The sequence below is a fragment of the Chitinimonas sp. BJYL2 genome, from assembly GCF_027257935.1.
Taxonomy (GTDB): domain Bacteria; phylum Pseudomonadota; class Gammaproteobacteria; order Burkholderiales; family Chitinimonadaceae; genus Chitinimonas.
Map to the genome: position 1 here is coordinate 285,038 of NZ_JANZKW010000002.1, position 16,104 is coordinate 301,141.

A 16,104-nucleotide genomic window follows, 5' to 3' on the forward strand; every position below is an offset into this window, starting at 1 on the left:
CAGCCTTGCGAGCAAGGCGAGACGAGGAACATGACGATTCGGACAAGCATGGCAATCGGATTGACGGTGGTGCTGATGGCGCAGAACAGCCTCGCACGCGATCTCAAACCGGTATGGCTGGAAAGCGATGATTACGCCGAGCTCGAAGTTGTGAGCGCGCGCCACGATCATCCCGCCCAGCTGACAGCAGCCCAGATTCAGGGCCTGCTGGGCCGCGTTTACAAACAGGAGAACGGTGATGAGCCGGTACCGTACTTCAGCGATGACGAGTTGCGGCGACTACCAGCCTCCCTTGCCACCTTGTTTGCCAAGGCCAAACCCAGTGACGACATCCTGTTTGGTTCCTCGTTCCGCCAGCGCGACATGCTCTTCGCTTCGCGCAGCCTGAATGCAGGCCGGCTATTCGTGGAGGAAGGCCAGCTGAACCTGATTATCGGCACCTGTGCAGAACCACTGGATGTGGGTTACCGGCGGTTCCACCGGCACCGCCAACTCAATCATGGCAGCCGGATCAAGCCGGTCAGCAATCTGCCGTGCGAGCTGGTCGAGATGCATGCCGCGACCCGGGTCGACAAGCGTCCCGACTGGATCAGCGTGCCGCTGACGCTCGGCCCGGTCCGGGTGATAACCAATGAAACCAGCGTTGCCCAGCCCAAAATCAACAAGGCCTCCAAGGCGGCCGCACCCGCCAAGGCAGCAGCACAGCCCGCGACCGTCTTGCCGCCGCCCGGCGCCTCGCGCATGGCCGAGCGGCTCCAGGTTCTGAAGCAATTGCACAAGGATGGCCTGATCAACGACGCCGAGTACGAACAAAAGCGTGCCGCCATCCTGAAGGATTTGTAACCGGCCTCAGCGGATAATCCGCCGGTGCCAGCCAGCACAGAGGAATTGCACGACCCGTTTATCGCCCCTGACGGGCAGACAACATCGGCAGCGAGACCGGCCCATGCAGGCCGGATACCCAGCGCCAGCATTACCTGAGTACCCAACCGCGCGCCTCGATGCACGCGGCATCCATTCCAATAATGACACCCACAAGGTATCCAAGATGGCAGAGCACAACCACGATCTCGACCCCACTGAAACCCGCGAGTGGCTCGATGCGCTAGACGGCGTTATCGAGGTCGAAGGCCCCGAACGCGCGCACTACCTCATCGAGAAGATGATTGAAGAGGCAAGCGAGCGTGGTGCCAATATTCCGTACAGCGCCAACACCAAGTACATCAACACGATCCCCGTCGAGGCCGAGCCGGCTTTCCCCGGTGATACCGTGCTGGAGCACACCATTCGTGCTTATACGCGCTGGAACGCCATGGCCATGGTAGTGCGTGCCAACAAGCACACCAATGTGGGCGGTCATATCGCCTCGTTTGCCTCCGCCGCCACGCTCTATGACGTGGGCTTCAACCATTTCTGGCATGCTCCCAGCGACAATCACGGCGGCGACCTGATCTTCGTTCAGGGCCATGTAGCGACAGGCGTGTATGCCCGTGCCTACCTGCTCGGCCGTCTCACCGAAGACCAGATGAACAGCTTCCGTCAGGAAGTGGGCGGCAAGGGCCTGTCGAGCTACCCGCATCCCTGGCTGATGCCCGACTTCTGGCAGTTCCCCACCGTGTCGATGGGCTTGGGCCCCATCATGGCCATCTATCAGGCCCGTTTCATGAAGTACATGCAGGACCGTGGCTTCGGCAATAACGAAGGTCGCAAGGTCTGGGCCTTCTGTGGTGACGGCGAGATGGACGAGCCGGAGTCGCTGGGTGCCATCGGCATGGCCGGCCGCGAGAAGCTCGATAACCTCGTGTTCGTGATCAATTGCAACCTGCAGCGCCTCGATGGCCCGGTACGCGGCAACGGCAAGATCATTCAGGAACTCGAAGGCGAATTCCGCGGTTCGGGTTGGAATGTGATCAAGCTGGTCTGGGGTACCAAGTGGGACGCCCTGTTCGCCCGCGACAAGAAGGGCGTGCTGGCCAAGCGCATGATGGAAATCGTCGACGGCGAATACCAGGTCATGAAGGCGCGTGATGGCGCCTACGTGCGCGAGCACTTCTTCAACACGCCGGAACTTAAGGAACTGGTCAAGGACTGGTCCGACAAGGACATCTGGGAGCTCAACCGCGGCGGCCACGACCCGGCCAAGATCTACGCCGCCTTCAAGGCCGCCTCCGACTTCAAGGGCAAGCCGACACTGATCCTCGCCAAGACCATCAAGGGCTATGGCATGGGTTCGTCGGGCGAAGCCATGAACATCACCCACCAGCAGAAGAAGCTGGATATCGACTCGATCAAGCAGTTCCGTGACCGCTTCGGCATCCCGGTGGCAGACGACCAGCTCGAAAAAGTCCCGTTCGTGAAGTTCGAGGAAGGCTCGCCGGAACTCGAATACATGCGTGCTCGCCGTCAGGCGCTCGGTGGTTACCTGCCACAACGTCGCCAGAAGGCCTATGCACTTGAAATTCCGGCACTGCGCAGCCCCGCTTTCGAGGCGCTGCTCAAAGGCTCGGGTGAAGGCAAGGAATACTCGACCACGATGGCCTTTGTGCGTGTGCTCACCGCCCTGCTCAAGGACAAGGCGATTGGTCGCCATATCGTTCCCATCGTGCCTGATGAATCGCGCACCTTCGGCATGGAAGGCCTGTTCCGCCAGGTCGGCATCTGGAACCAGGAAGGCCAGAAGTACGTGCCGCAGGATGCTGACCAGCTGATGTTCTACAAGGAATCCAAGGACGGCCAGATCCTTCAGGAAGGCATTAACGAAGCCGGTGCCATGTGCGACTGGATTGCCGCCGGCACCAGCTACAGCACCCACGGCGTGCCGATGATTCCGTTCTACATCTACTACTCGATGTTCGGCTTCCAGCGTGTGGGTGATCTGGCCTGGCTGGCGGGCGACATGCGTACCCGCGGCTTCCTGCTTGGCGGCACCGCCGGCCGGACCACGCTGAATGGCGAGGGCCTGCAGCATGAGGATGGTCACTCCCACCTGATCTCGGCCACGATTCCCAACTGCATCAGCTACGACCCGACCTTCGGCTTTGAAGTCGCCGTCATCGTGCAGGACGGCATGCGCCGCATGTATGCCGATCAGGAAGACGTGTACTACTACCTGACCCTGATGAACGAGAACTACGAGCACCCTGCCATGCCAGACGGTGCCGAGGCCGGCATCATCAAGGGCATGTACCTGCTCAAGGCGGGTGGCAAGGGCGACACCCGCGTCCAGCTCATGGGGTCGGGCACCATCCTCAATGAGGTGATTGCTGCCGCCAAACTGCTCAAGGACGACTGGGGTGTGGAAGCTGACATCTGGTCGTGCCCCAGCTTTACCGAACTGGCCCGCGACGGCATGGCGGCCGAGCGCCACAACCTGCTCAACCCGACTGCCGAGCCGCAAGTGCCCTATGTGACACAGCAGTTGCAAGGCACCCAAGGCCCGATCGTGGTTGCCACCGACTACATGCGCCTGTTTGCCGAGCAGATTCGCGCCTATGTACCGCGCCGCTACACGGTACTGGGCACCGATGGTTTCGGTCGGTCGGACACCCGTGAACAGCTGCGTACCTTCTTTGAGGTCAACCGCTACTACGTCACGGTGGCCGCGCTGAAATCGCTGGCCGATGAAGGCAAGCTGGACCGCAAGAAAGTGGCCGAAGCGATTGCCAAGTATGGTGTGGATGCCGCCAAGCCGGCGCCATGGACTGTTTAAGCGTGTGAGGCGTGAGGAGTGCCGTGCAAGGGCCATACCGCCCTTCACCCACTCCACGCAGCCTGATCGGTGAGCCCGGTGCTCACCCCCGACACCTCACTCCTCACAGGAAGAACAATGAGTACGATTGAACTGAAAGTCCCCGACATCGGCGATGCCAAGGATGTCGACGTTATCGAAGTATTCGTGAAGCCTGGTGATGTCATCAAGAAGGATGACTCGCTGATCACCCTGGAAACCGACAAGGCCAGCATGGAAGTGCCCGCCGAAGTGGGCGGCACGGTCAAGGAAGTCCGCCTGAAGGTGGGCGACAAGGCCTCCGAAGGCACGGTGGTGGTGGTGATCGAGGCCGGCGCTTCGGCCACTGCACCCGCACCTGCTGCGGCCCCAGCACCGCAAGCGGCTGCTCCGACCCCGGCGCCAGCTGCCGCACCGGCACCCGCTGCTGCGGGCGGTACCATCGAAGTCAAAGTCCCCGACATTGGCGATGCCAAGAATGTCGATGTGATCGAAGTCTTCGTGAAGGCCGGCGATACCGTCAAACAAGACGATTCGCTGATCACGCTGGAAACCGACAAAGCCAGCATGGAAGTGCCCTCGCCCGCCGCTGGCGTGGTGCAGAGCGTGGCCATCAAGGTCGGCGACAAAGCCTCCGAAGGCACGCTGATCCTTACGTTGGCTGCTGCAGGTGCTGCGCCGGTTGCTGCCGCGCCTTCCCCCGCGCCGGCTGCCGCAGCACCGGCCCCGGCACCTGCCGCCGCTGCCTCCGCTGCTGTTGCCGCACCAGCCGCCGTGGCCAAGGTCGACGAAGCCAGCTTCAGCAAGGCTCACGGCAGCCCCTCGGTGCGCAAGTTTGCGCGCGAGCTGGGCGTGGATCTGGGCAAGGTCAAGGGTTCCGGCCCCAAAGGCCGCATTGTCGCCAGCGATGTGCAGGCCTTTGTTAAGAGCGTGATGACGGGCGCTACGGCCAGTCCAGCCGCAGCAGCCGGTGGTTCGGGCGTTGGTCTGGATCTGCTGCCCTGGCCTAAGGTCGACTTTGCCAAGTTCGGGCCGATCGAAACCAAGCCGCTCAGCCGTATCAAGAAGATCTCGGGTGCGAACCTGCACCGTAACTGGGTGATGATTCCCCATGTCACCTTCAATGAAGACGCCGACATCACCGAGCTGGAAGACTTCCGCAAGCAGATCAGCAAAGAATGGGAAAAGAGCGGCCTCAAGCTATCGCCGCTAGCTTTCATCATCAAGGCGGCCGCCGAAGCGCTGAAAGCCTTCCCCGAGTTCAATGCCAGCCTCGACGGCGACAATCTGGTGCTCAAGCAGTACTACCACATCGGTTTTGCCGCAGACACGCCGAACGGCCTCGTCGTGCCGGTGATCAAGGATGCCGACCAGAAGGGTCTCAAGCAGATTGCCAAGGAGCTGACCGACCTCTCGGCCTTGGCACGCGACGGCAAACTCAAGCCCACCGACATGCAAGGCGCCACCTTCACGATCTCCAGCCTCGGCGGCATCGGCGGCTCGGGCTTCACGCCCATCATTAATGCGCCTGAAGTGGCGATTCTGGGCGTGTGCAAGAGCCAGATCAAACCGGTATGGAATGGCAGCGAGTTCACGCCTCGTCTGATGTGTCCGCTGTCATTGAGCTTCGATCACCGCGTGATCGACGGCGCGGCCGCGGCCCGCTTCACCGTGCATCTGGCCAAGCTGATGGCGGATATCCGCCGTCTGGTGCTGTAAGGACGCCGCCGTAGGGTGGGTTGGCCGATTGCGGCTTAACCCACCTTCCACTGCGGTGGGTTACGGCCAGCTGCCTGACCCACCCTACACGATGAATTGGATTGAATCGCAATGAGCACCATTGAACTCAAAGTCCCCGATATTGGCGATGCCAAGAACGTGGATGTGATCGAAATCTTCGTGAAGGCCGGCGATACCGTGGCCAAGGAAGATTCGCTGATCACGCTGGAAACCGACAAAGCCAGCATGGAAGTCCCGGCCAGCACCGGTGGCGTCATCAAGGAAGTGCGCGTCAAGGTGGGCGACAAGGTTTCCGAAGGCGATGTGATCGCCCTGGTCGAAGCCAGCACCTCGGCCGCCGCGCCCTCACCTGCACCTGCCCAAGCGGCGCCGGCTGCTGCCGCACCTACGCCCGCCCCGCAAGCCGCCAGCTTTGGCGGTGCCAGCGATGGCGAATACGATGTCCTGGTGCTCGGCGCCGGCCCTGGCGGTTACTCGGCCGCTTTCCGGGCGGCTGATCTGGGCCAGAAGGTCGTGCTGATCGAACGCTATGCCACGCTCGGCGGCGTGTGCCTCAATGTGGGCTGCATCCCGTCCAAGGCACTGCTGCATAACGCTGCCGTGATTGACGAGGTCAAACACCTGGCGGCCAACGGCATCAAGTACCCCGAACCCGAAATCGATATCGACGCGCTGCGCGGCTACAAGGACAAGGTCATCGGCAAGCTGACCGGTGGCCTGGCCGGCATGGCCAAGGCGCGCAAGGTCGATGTCGTGCGCGGCGTTGGCAGGTTTATCGATCCGTACCATGTGGAAGTCGAACTGACCACCGGTGCCGAGGGTCAGGAAAAGACCGGCGAGAAGAAGGTCATCAAGTTCAAGCACGCCATCATCGCCGCCGGTTCGCGCGTGGTGAAGCTGCCCTTCATTCCCGAAGATCCGCGCATTGTCGACAGCACGGGCGCGCTGCAGCTCAAGGCGGTGCCCAAGAAGATGCTGGTCATCGGCGGCGGCATCATCGGCCTGGAAATGGGCACGGTGTACTCCACGCTGGGCGCACGTCTCGACGTGGTCGAGATGATGGACGGCCTGATGCAGGGTGCCGACCGTGATCTGGTCAAGGTGTGGCAGAAGATGAATGCCCACCGCTTCGACAACATCATGCTCAAAACCAAGACTGTGGCCGTCGAGGCCAAGGCCGACGGCATTTACGTGACCTTCGAAGGCGAAGCCGCGCCCAAGGAGCCTCAGCGTTACGACCTGGTGCTCGTCGCCGCTGGCCGCGCCCCGAACGGCAAGCTGATCGGTGCCGAAAATGCCGGCGTGGCCGTGACCGACCGCGGCTTTATCGAGGTCGACAAACAACAGCGCACCAACGTGCCGCACATCTTTGCGATCGGCGATATCGTCGGCCAGCCCATGCTGGCCCACAAGGCCGTGCACGAAGGCCATGTGGCCGCCGAGAACGCCGCGGGTCACAAGGCCTATTTCGATGCGCGCGTGATTCCAGGCGTGGCCTACACCGACCCCGAAGTGGCCTGGGTCGGCATGACCGAAGACGAAGCCAAGAAGCAAGGCATCAAGATTGAAAAGGGTGTCTTCCCTTGGGCCGCTTCGGGCCGTGCCATCGCCAATGGCCGCGACGAAGGATTCACCAAGCTGATTTTCGACGCGGAAACGCACCGGATCATCGGCGGCGCCATCGTCGGCACCCATGCCGGCGACATGCTCGGTGAAATCTGTCTGGCCATCGAGATGGGCGCGGACGCTGTCGATATCGGCAAGACCATCCACGCGCACCCCACGCTGGGTGAGAGTATCGGCATGGCTGCCGAAGTCGCCCACGGCACATGCACCGACGTACCGCCACAGCGCAAGAAGTAAGTAGCCACCCCGCCCCTCGACGTCCCGCCAGCCCAAGGCTCACGTCGAGGGGCCATTAGTTCGTCACCGCTCGCCAGCCGGGCAATCCCTCCTCTGTGTTCAGCCCCTTGCAGCGGTGCGGGTTCCGGTGCATCGCCACCATTTGATTCTGCGGGGACAGTGTTTGTGTCACGGGGGTGAACTCGGTCCTTGAGACGAGGTCGGAGCCGAGTCATTGCCCACACGCCCACAAGGCCTACTCATGCAGATTCCAGCTCTCCTCGTGACACTCGCGATCGCCACCACGGCGTCAGCCTCTCCCGCCGCAGCCACCCAGCCAAGCAGCGCCCAACAGATTCTGCATACCACGCTGAGCGCCCATGGCGGGGCGGAAAGGATTATTGCTGCCTCAGGGCTCAGCTATGAGCTGGAGGGCGGCTTTCACGCTCCGTTGCAGGCAGCGGGTTATCGCGGTCCCTTTGAACCGCTGCCCTTCTCGGCGCGCTACGTGTTCGATTGGGCGGGCAAGCGCAGCCGGGTCGACAGCAAGCTGGTTTTTCCCGGCGGATTCATCCTCGATACACGTGAGCTGGGAGGCAAGGAGTCCATCGTGCTGGATCAACACCGCTTATCGTTCAGCCGCGATGTGCCTTTAGGGATGACCGCCAGTGCCTACCGCTACCATCCGCTCCCTTTGCTGCGCCAGCTTGTCCAGCCAGACACAACGCTGAGCGATGGTGGCAACACCGAGTTCTTTGGCCGCAAGGCCCACCGCCTCCAGGCCCGCTGGCCCGGACTGGCGACAGACATCGAGGTCCTGGTGGATCAGGAAACCAAGTTACTGGCGGGCTACCGACTGCCACGCAGCTATCCCCTGGTGCCGACCGGCACCAACAGTGTGCGCTTCATGGACTACCAGCTGGTGGATGGCGTCAAGGTACCGGCCAAGGTTTATGGAGAAACCCTGAGCACCCCCCGGCTGGGCTTCGAGGTGCGCTTGCGTGGGCAGAAGCTGGGGGCTGTGGTAGCGGACGAGTTTGTCCTTCCCAAGGGCTATATCGAGTTGGCGGCCGAGTCCTCGCTGGGTCCGTTTGTACGTGAGCTGGCGCCCAATGTGTATCAGGTTGAGCGTCTCGGCGGTCAGGACTATGCCGCCATGGTGCTGGTCGGCACCGAGGGTGTCACCTTGGTCGAAGCGCCACTGAATGACAAGGCGAGCGCGCAGTTGCTGACCGCCGTTGATCGCATTGCACCCGGCAAGCCCATCAAGACACTGGTGCTGACCCACCACCACGACGACCACGTCGGCGGCATGTCGGCGATCGTGGACCGTGGCGCTACCGTGCTGGGTCCGGCAGGTGCGGAAGACACGCTCAAAGCCATTTACGCAGCCAATCGCCCCGGTAGGACCATGAACTATATCGCCGTGCCAGCAGGCAAGAAGCATCTGCTGGCGGACACCCCCCAGCCCGTCGAGCTCTACAACATCAACGACAACCCTCATTCCGAACAGATCCTTGCCCTGTACATCCCCAGCGAGAAGCTGCTGTTCCAGGCCGATATGTTCACCAACCCTGTACATCAGGAAGCAGGTGGCCCGGCCAACGAGGGCGGCATGGCGTTTGTGCGATGGATCAAGGCGCAGGGACTGGTGCCTGAGCGCATTGCGGGCGTGCACGGCACCATCGCCTCGCGGGCAGATATCAATCACATGCTCAAGAAAGCGGGCTCGTCACTCCGGCTGTAACCGAGAGCGACACAACCAGCCAAATGGCTGATTGCATTCCCGATGGGCTTCCCTATGCTGGCAGTAGGAGGAGCCCGACCATGTCCAGTCAGATCGCCGACAGCGCCTGTATGCAGGGCGTACCGACCGCATCACCATCGACTGCCCCACGCTACGATTTCCATATCCGCGCGGTGGGCAAGCTCTGTGGCGTTGCTGTCGCGTTTGCCGCCTGGCGGGATGAGCATGGCCGGCTTGTTCAGCACGGCAGCAATGGTTTCCATTGCATGCCGCTGCCTTTCTCCTCGGCAGCCGACCCGCTGGGATTGGCCGGGCAACCCCTGCGCCATTTACACCCATTGGCCAATGCCACTGACCCCGCCCTGCGGCAACTGGCAGATAGTGGTTACCGGAGCTACGCCGCCGCCGCCATTCAGGATGGCAACGGCGGAGAGATCGGCCTTTTGGGCATGCTGGACAGACGCGGTGAGGCTTACACCGAGGAACAACTCCACTGGTTGGTGGAGCTGGCTCACCAGGCCGGCCAACCGTGTCCGGAGCCGGCTACCGCCGTCCCGGCAAACGCCCCGGATCTACCGGTGCGCGATCCGCTGACCGGCTTGCCACAGCGCGACTGGCTGATGGCGCGGTTACAGGAGGAGTCCCTGCGCTCCCACCGCTTCAACTTGCCATTAGCCCTGATCGTGTTCGATCTGGATCGTCTCGGTGAACTCAACGCCCAGCTGGGGCACGATCACGGTAACGCAGCACTGGCCCGGGTTGGCCGCCTGCTCAGACAGGCACTGCGCCGCACCGATGCGGGTGGCCGGCTGGCCGGTGACCGCTTTGCGATTGTGCTGCCAAACACCACCGCCGAAGGTGCGGCAACCTTGGCCGAGGTACTGCGCGGCCGGATAGAATCCCGCCCGAATCCGCTCGAACCGGCGCTAGCAATGAGCGCAAGTTTCGGTGTCTCGGCCATCACCGCAGAAATGGGCAACCAAGGCAGCCACCTGCTGGATGCAGCCACCCATGCTCTCGACAAAGCCCGTCAACAGGGAAGGAATCGCGTCGTCGTCTCGCTAGGCAGTACGACCCTGCAGTAAGCGCAGGCACAAGCCGGCGGCGTTGCTGCTCGCCAAGGCCGATTTAGCGGATATAGTCAGGTTACGCGTCCTGACGGTTGTCACTCATGTTCACGCTGGCCTACACCCCTTACGTCCTGCCCTTTCTCGTATCACTGCTGATCACGGTCGGCTTGGGTACGTACAGCTGGCAGCGCCGTCATCGCCCACCCAACGCGGCCTTTGCCGGCGTGATGTTTGCATTGAGTCTGTGGACACTCTGCTACGCACTGGAACTGCTCAGCACAACGCTGGAAGCAAAAGTATTCTGGGCCAAGCTCAAGTATCTGGGCAGCACGACCGGACCAGTGCTCTGGTTCGTAGTCGGCATGAAGCTGAGCCATAACGAGCGCTGGCTGAGCACACCACTGCAGCTCCTGTTATCCGCTTTTATCGTGGTGACCTGCTTCGTGGTGTTCACCAATGACGCGCATCACTGGTTCTGGCGCGATATCTGGCTCACCCCCGGCGAGCCGGAAACCCAGACCACCCATGGCTTTTACTTCTGGGTTTACGCCGCCGTGCTCTACACGCTGGTTCTCTGCAATGTGGTGCTGCTTTTCCGTTATTTCTGGAGCGCGCCCGGGTTGTACCGGCATCAGGCCGCCTTGCTTGCACTGGGCGGCTTTCTGCCCCTCGGTGGCAGGCTTCTGGAAGACTTCTTCGCCGTCGACCTGTTTCCCCATGTCGACAATGTCGTCCTGCTGTTTCTGGCATCGGGCATCTGCTTTGCCATTGCGGTCTTTCGCCTTGGTGCGCTGACGCTGACCCATATCGCCCATAATCTGGTGATCCGCCATATCGGTGTCGGCATCGTGGTGCTGGATGTGGACCAACGGGTCGTAGAACTGAACCCCTATGCCCAGCAATTGCTCGGCGCGGATACCAGCGCGGTATTGGGGAAACCGCTAGCCCAGGTTTTGCATGGCTGGCCGGCGCTGCCCATTACTTCCGATGGGAGCACCGAACTGACTGTAGGTAATGCCTGCTTTCAGCTTGATTGCCGGTCCATTCTGGCCGCCAACCGGGAAACAGCGGGTCATGTCCTGACCATTGCCGATATCAGCGAACGCAAGCAAGCCGAAATACAGTTGCAGCAGATGGCCAGAACGGATGCGCTCAGCGGTCTTTTGAACCGACGTTACTTCCGCGAGCAGGCCGAGCGTGAGTTCGAGCGCGCCGCACGACAAGATGCACCCTTGGCCCTGCTGATGCTCGATATCGATCATTTCAAGCGGATCAATGACGAGTACGGGCATCCTGTAGGCGACCAGGCCATTATCAGCGTCGCCCGCGTGCTGGACGCGCAGTTACGCAATGTGGACCTGATCGGGCGCTACGGCGGTGAGGAATTCATCATGCTGCTGATCGACTGCCCACCCTCGCAAGCCGGGGAGAAAGCCGAACAACTACGCGCCGCCATTGCAGCGATCTCCATCCCGCTGCCCTCGGCTGCGCTGCAATTTACCGCCAGCGTAGGGCTGGCCTGCGCGGCGCAAGACTGTCTGGACCTAGATACACTGATCCAGCGTGCGGACACCGCGCTGTATGCCGCCAAACAGAGCGGGCGTAACCGGATTGCCGTTTGGCCCGCAGGCGCTGACCGGTAGATGGCGGGAAGCCACCGTGCCGACACCCGCCCGCAATGGGTAGCGGCGCGCGAGGCAACCGGTCTATAACAATCGCTATAGCCTAGGCTACATCGCTGCCTGCCAAGTAAGCCAGCGACGCATCTGTCCATAGAACCATAAAACCCACCCTACGGAATCCAATACCTATGCAGTCACTCCGTACCAAGCTGATTGTTGCGATGGCCGCGCTGATTGCGCTTGTCGCCTTGGTTCTGACCATTGCCTCTTACCAGCGGATGCGCAGCGAAATGCTCACCGCACTGGAATCACAGACCGCTTCGGTCGCCAGTGCCAGCGCCAATGAATCCGATACCTGGTTGCGCAACAAAGGCGAGGTGATCACGGCCTTGGCCACGCAGACCCAGCAGGCCGATATCCTGCCCTTCCTGCAACTGGCAGAAAAGGCTGGCGGTTTTGATACCACCTATGTCGGCTTCTCGGACAAGCGCCACACCTTCTCCAAGCCGCAGCAATTACCCGCCGACTATGATCCGACAGCACGACCTTGGTATCAGCAAGCCGCAGCGGCAGGCAAACCGGTTGTAACGCCGCCGTATGTCGATGCCGCTACCCGCAAGCTGGTGATCACCATGGCCACGCCGGTGGGCAGTGGTGGCGCGACCAGCGTAGTGGCAGCGGGCGATGTATTCATGGATGCACTGGTGGCGGGCGTGCTGAATGTGAAGCTGCCTAACCAAGGCTATGCCTTCGTCGTTGATAACAAGGGCCAGGTACTCATTCACACCGAGGAAGCACGGCGGATGAAGCCTGCCACCGAGCTTGCGAGCGCACTGGATGCCGCGCGACTGCAGAGCATGGCCGACAGCCGGACCATGGCTGAGATCGCTATCGGCGGCGCCGACAAGTTCGTTCAGGTCCGGCCCATCCCCACCTCCGGCTGGTATATGGTGGTCGTGATCGACAAAGCCAGTGCCCTTGCCCCGCTCAACAAGCTGCTGGGCTTTTCGGTTGCCATGCTGATCGTGCTGCTGATCATCATCCTGCCCCTGATGGCCATGATGATCGGCAAGCTGCTGGCGGGCCTGATCCGGGTCAGGGATGCCATGCGTACCATTGCATCCGGCGGCGGCGATCTCACGCGCCGCATCAGCGTCACAGGCAACGATGAAATTGCGCAGACGGCACAGGCGTTCAACCAGTTTCAGGAACAATTGCGACAGATGTTCGTTGACCTGCAGTCCGAGGCCGGCAGTCTGACCGGGGGCGTCAATGCCATTGCCAATCTGACCCGGCAGATGGCCAGCGACTCCCGCCAGCTTGCCGATCATGGTGCAGCGAATGCAGCCACTATCGAAGAGCTCACCGTCAGCATTTCTCATATCGCCGATTACGCTGGAGATGCCAGCAAGCTGGTGAACACCACCGGCCAGCTTTCGGCAGAAGGTGCCGCCAGTATCGAGCGGGTATCGGGTGAGATTGATAACTCAGCCGGTGCGGTGCGCGAGCTATCCACTTTGTTCAGTGAGGTCAATCGGCGAGCCGATGATATTGGCGGGATTGTTCAGGTGATCAAGGAGATTGCAGACCAGACCAATCTGCTCGCACTCAACGCTGCGATCGAGGCGGCACGCGCCGGAGAGCAGGGTCGCGGCTTTGCCGTGGTGGCTGACGAGGTACGCAAGCTAGCCGAGCGCACGGGCCAGGCTACACAGGAAATCTCCTCGATGATCGGCAATATGCGGGATGCCACCCAAGGCGCCACATTCAATATGCAGCGCACGCTGGATTCGGTGGAAACCGGCGCCGGGCTGATCAGGGAAACAGCCGGCAATATTGCGCAGATCCGCCAGAGCATGTCTGAAGTCGTCAGCAATATGCGTGAGATCGCTCACTCCACCAGTGAGCAGCGGCAGGCCGCCAACCAGATGGCCCAGAATGCCGAGCGGGTCACGGCGCAAATTCATCAAAGCGATGACGCGTTGCAATCCATGACCCGCACGCTGGCCGAGCTTGACCAACTGGCCAGCGGCATCCGCACCAGCTTCAACAAGTTCAAGCTCTAGCCAAAATCCGATCAGGGTGCGCCGAGTTGCGCCCTGGCCGCCCCGCCAAGACAAAGGGCGCGACCGCAATCACGGTGGCGCCCTTTTATCTTCCTGATCAGCTCGCAAATGTCAGCGCTGCGCGACCCGCACGATCTTCATCGTGTTCGTGCTGCCCATCTGACCCACGGTGTCACCCACCGTCACCACCATCAGATCACCCGGCTGCACCAGGCCCTGCTCCAGCAGTTTGAGTTCAGCCGAGGTCAGCAGCGACTTCTGATCGCAATCATGCGCCAGCATCATCGGGTAGACGTCGCGGTACAGGCTGAGACGGCGGTAAGTGGCTACTTCCGGAGTCAGCGCATAGATAGGTACACCGCAGTTGACGCGGCTGGTCCACAAGGCGGTGGCGCCGGTCTGCGTCAGGGCCACAATCGCCTTGACCTGCAGGTGATTGGCCGTAAACAGCGCCGCCATGGCAATCGATTGATCCACGCGGGTGAACTCGCGGCTCAGGAAGTCGCGGTCGATGCGGTAATCCGATGACTTCTCGGCCTCGATACAGACGCGCGCCATGGCTTCCACGGTTTCGATCGGGAACTTGCCCGCCGCCGTTTCAGCCGACAGCATGACGGCATCGGTGCCATCCAGTACGGCATTGGCCACATCACTGACTTCGGCGCGGGTGGGCACCGGGCTGGTGATCATCGACTCCATCATCTGGGTGGCGGTGATCGTGAGCTTGTTCTTCTCGCGTGCCAGACGAATCATGCGCTTTTGCAAGGCGGGCACCGCGGCATCGCCCACCTCGACAGCCAGGTCGCCCCGCGCCACCATGATCACATCGGAGGCATCGATCAGCTCTTCCAGATTGGCAATGGCTTCGGTGCGCTCGATCTTGGCAACCACCTGGGCCTTGCTACCCGCGGCCTGGATCAGGGTGCGTGCCATGTACATATCGGCGCTGCTCTTGGGAAAAGAGACGGCAACGTAGTCGGCGTCCAGCTTGGCCGCGACCTTGATGTCTTCCATGTCCTTGGCGGTGAGCGCCGGCGCCGAGAGCCCACCGCCCTGGCGGTTGATGCCCTTGTTGTTGCTGAGTACACCACCAACCCTTACGCGGGTATGAATGGCGCTGCCCTGCACGTTCAGCACATCCAGCACGATGCGGCCATCATCCAGCAGCAAGACCGAACCTTCGCTGACGTCGTTGGGCAATTCTTTGTAATCGAGCCCCACCCGATCCTGATTGCCCATCTCGCATGCGGCGTCGAGGATGAAATTCTGACCGTTCTCCAGCGTGACCTTGTTCTTTTCGAACTTGCCGACGCGGATCTTGGGGCCCTGCAGGTCCACCATCACGGCCACGGGCTGGCCGATCTGTGCGGCAGCCTCACGTACCATCTGCGCACGCGCGATGTGATCGTCTGCACTGCCATGGGAAAAATTGAGTCGGACTACATTGACGCCCGCGGCGATCAGCCGGGACAAGATGGCCGGGTCATTGGTAGCGGGGCCGAGGGTGGCGACAATCTTGGTGCTGCGCTGCATTGCTTGGGCACTCCGGACTTGGGTGTGATTGACGGCTGGGCATGGTCTGCCCAACTCATTATGTAGTAATCATACAAGCCTGCCGCAATGTAATCCGCAGCATTTCGACTACGCAGCACGGCAAGCACCGCCTAACCACAGTCAACACACTGACATTCACGACCAATGGCATCAGCACGCAAGTGGATATGCATCAGTGGGTGCATGGCAACTTGCCCCGCGGTATACGAAAACGTTGCGGCTGGTTTCAGTCCGCCTGCTTGCGTGCTTTGGCCAAAGCACGCCGCTGCGCAAAGAACGCCTTCAGTTGCTGGCTTGCCTCGTCGGCCAGCACGCCACCCAGAATGTCGGTCTGATGATTCAGCTGAGGATAGGCAAACAGGTCGAACACGCCCCCCGCGGCACCTGTCTTGGGATCAGGCGCGGCAAACACCACCCGCTTGAGACGCGCATGCAGCATGGCGCCAGCACACATGGCACAGGGCTCCAGGGTCACAAACAACTCACACCCCGGCAGACGGTAGTTGGCCAACGACTGTGCTGCCGCGCGCAAGGCCCGCATCTCGGCGTGGGCAGATGGGTCAGACAGCGCAATGGGCGCATTGTGGCTACTGGCAATCACCTGGCCATCCTTGACCAGCACGGCGCCGACAGGCACCTCACCCATGGCCTCAGCCAACTGGGCTTGGTCCAGGGCCAGGCGCATGAAGTCGGCATCCGTCATGGCAGACGGCCTTGCTGCCCAGCCATGGCACAA

10 protein-coding genes are annotated in these 16,104 nt (G+C 61.5%); 8 read left to right on the forward strand and 2 right to left on the reverse strand.

Translation table 11 applies throughout. The features are described 5' to 3' along the window. The first annotated feature begins 48 nt into the window (after positions 1 to 48). The 8 genes from O9X62_RS06895 (at position 49) to O9X62_RS06930 (ending at position 13,814) form a co-directional block, all read left to right on the forward strand. The gene (locus tag O9X62_RS06895; protein WP_269532064.1) at positions 49 to 843 is read left to right on the forward strand and encodes an SHOCT domain-containing protein; all 795 of its coding nucleotides are present in this window, start codon (positions 49 to 51) and stop codon (positions 841 to 843) included. Between the two features lie 205 nt (positions 844 to 1,048). After that, positions 1,049 to 3,709, forward strand: coding sequence for a pyruvate dehydrogenase (acetyl-transferring), homodimeric type (gene aceE / locus O9X62_RS06900; RefSeq protein WP_269532065.1), 2,661 nt, complete (start codon positions 1,049 to 1,051; stop codon positions 3,707 to 3,709). A 117-nt stretch (positions 3,710 to 3,826) separates the two neighbouring features. Further along, on the forward strand, positions 3,827 to 5,446 hold the full coding sequence (gene aceF / locus O9X62_RS06905; RefSeq protein WP_269532066.1) for a dihydrolipoyllysine-residue acetyltransferase: 1,620 nt from the start codon (positions 3,827 to 3,829) through the stop codon (positions 5,444 to 5,446). Between the two features lie 111 nt (positions 5,447 to 5,557). Next, complete coding sequence (gene lpdA, locus O9X62_RS06910) at positions 5,558 to 7,330, forward strand: dihydrolipoyl dehydrogenase (protein WP_269532067.1); 1,773 nt, start codon at positions 5,558 to 5,560, stop codon at positions 7,328 to 7,330. Positions 7,331 to 7,571: 241 nt separating this feature from the next. Further along, positions 7,572 to 9,056: an MBL fold metallo-hydrolase gene (locus O9X62_RS06915; protein WP_269532068.1), complete on the forward strand. Its 1,485-nt coding sequence runs from the start codon at positions 7,572 to 7,574 to the stop codon at positions 9,054 to 9,056. A gap of 80 nt (positions 9,057 to 9,136) precedes the next feature. Beyond that, positions 9,137 to 10,141, forward strand: a complete 1,005-nt coding sequence (locus O9X62_RS06920) for a sensor domain-containing diguanylate cyclase (RefSeq protein ID WP_269532069.1) — start codon at positions 9,137 to 9,139, stop codon at positions 10,139 to 10,141. A gap of 86 nt (positions 10,142 to 10,227) precedes the next feature. Further along, positions 10,228 to 11,769, forward strand: a complete 1,542-nt coding sequence (locus O9X62_RS06925; protein WP_269532070.1) for a diguanylate cyclase — start codon at positions 10,228 to 10,230, stop codon at positions 11,767 to 11,769. Positions 11,770 to 11,936: 167 nt separating this feature from the next. Beyond that, the gene (locus tag O9X62_RS06930) at positions 11,937 to 13,814 is read left to right on the forward strand and encodes a methyl-accepting chemotaxis protein (RefSeq protein ID WP_269532071.1); all 1,878 of its coding nucleotides are present in this window, start codon (positions 11,937 to 11,939) and stop codon (positions 13,812 to 13,814) included. Between the two features lie 111 nt (positions 13,815 to 13,925). Here the strand turns inward: O9X62_RS06930 and pyk are convergent, their stop codons facing one another. Beyond that, positions 13,926 to 15,347, reverse strand: coding sequence for a pyruvate kinase (pyk, locus tag O9X62_RS06935; RefSeq protein WP_269532072.1), 1,422 nt, complete (start codon positions 15,345 to 15,347; stop codon positions 13,926 to 13,928). Positions 15,348 to 15,594: 247 nt separating this feature from the next. Beyond that, positions 15,595 to 16,071, reverse strand: coding sequence for a tRNA adenosine(34) deaminase TadA (tadA, locus tag O9X62_RS06940; RefSeq protein WP_269532073.1), 477 nt, complete (start codon positions 16,069 to 16,071; stop codon positions 15,595 to 15,597). Between the last annotated feature and the right edge of the window lie 33 nt (positions 16,072 to 16,104).